Annotated in this window: 1 protein-coding gene and 1 pseudogene; both read left to right on the top strand. The window is 66.4% G+C overall.

Annotation, left to right across the window (positions count from 1 at the left end):
• Positions 1-8: 8 nt before the first annotated feature.
• Positions 9-242, top strand: a pseudogene (locus QZH66_RS19090) (dihydroxy-acid dehydratase); the annotation flags it as partial.
• Between the two features lie 62 nt (positions 243-304).
• The coding region (locus tag QZH66_RS17665) for a dihydroxy-acid dehydratase (protein WP_345783876.1) at positions 305-697 on the top strand (393 nt) is incomplete at its 3' end.

Here is a 697-nt window from a genome sequence, read left to right as displayed (position 1 = left end):
CTTCCGAGCTGCGCAGCCACCGCTGGTTCGGCGGCACGCCTGCATCCACGGAGCACACCGCACATGCCCTGCAGGCAGGCTACGCGCGCGAAGAGTTCGAAGGCCGCCCGGTCATCGGCATCATCAACACCTGGAGCGACATGAACCCGTGCCATGCCCACCTGCGAAGCCGCGCCGAGGCGGTCAAGCGCGGGGTTCTGCAGGGTGGAGGCTTCCCGGTGGAGCTGCCCGCCATGTCGCTTGGAGAGGGCTTCGTCAAACCCTCGNGGTCAAGCGCGGGGTTCTGCAGGGTGGAGGCTTCCCGGTGGAGCTGCCCGCCATGTCGCTTGGAGAGGGCTTCGTCAAACCCTCGGCCATGCTGTACCGCAACATGCTGGCGATGGAAACCGAGGAGCTGCTGCGCAGCCACCCGATCGATGGAGCCATCCTGCTGGGCGGGTGCGACAAGACCACGCCGGCCCTGCTGATGGGGGCCATCAGCATGAACATTCCGACGATTTATTGTCCCGCCGGCTTCACCATTGGGGCGACCTTCCGGGGCGAGCGCTTTGGCAGCGGCACCGGCGCCTTTCGCTGGGCGCCCGAACTGATCGCCGGCAAGCTGCCCCTGCAGGATTGGCGCGAACTGGAGCAGAAGATCTGGAGCTCGCCGGGAACCTGCAACGTCATGGGAACGGCATCGACGATGACGTCGCTG

Source organism: Stenotrophomonas sp. YIM B06876 (assembly GCF_030711595.1).
Classification (GTDB): Bacteria; Pseudomonadota; Gammaproteobacteria; order Xanthomonadales; family Xanthomonadaceae; genus Stenotrophomonas.
This window is presented reverse-complemented; position numbering and strand designations above follow the sequence as displayed.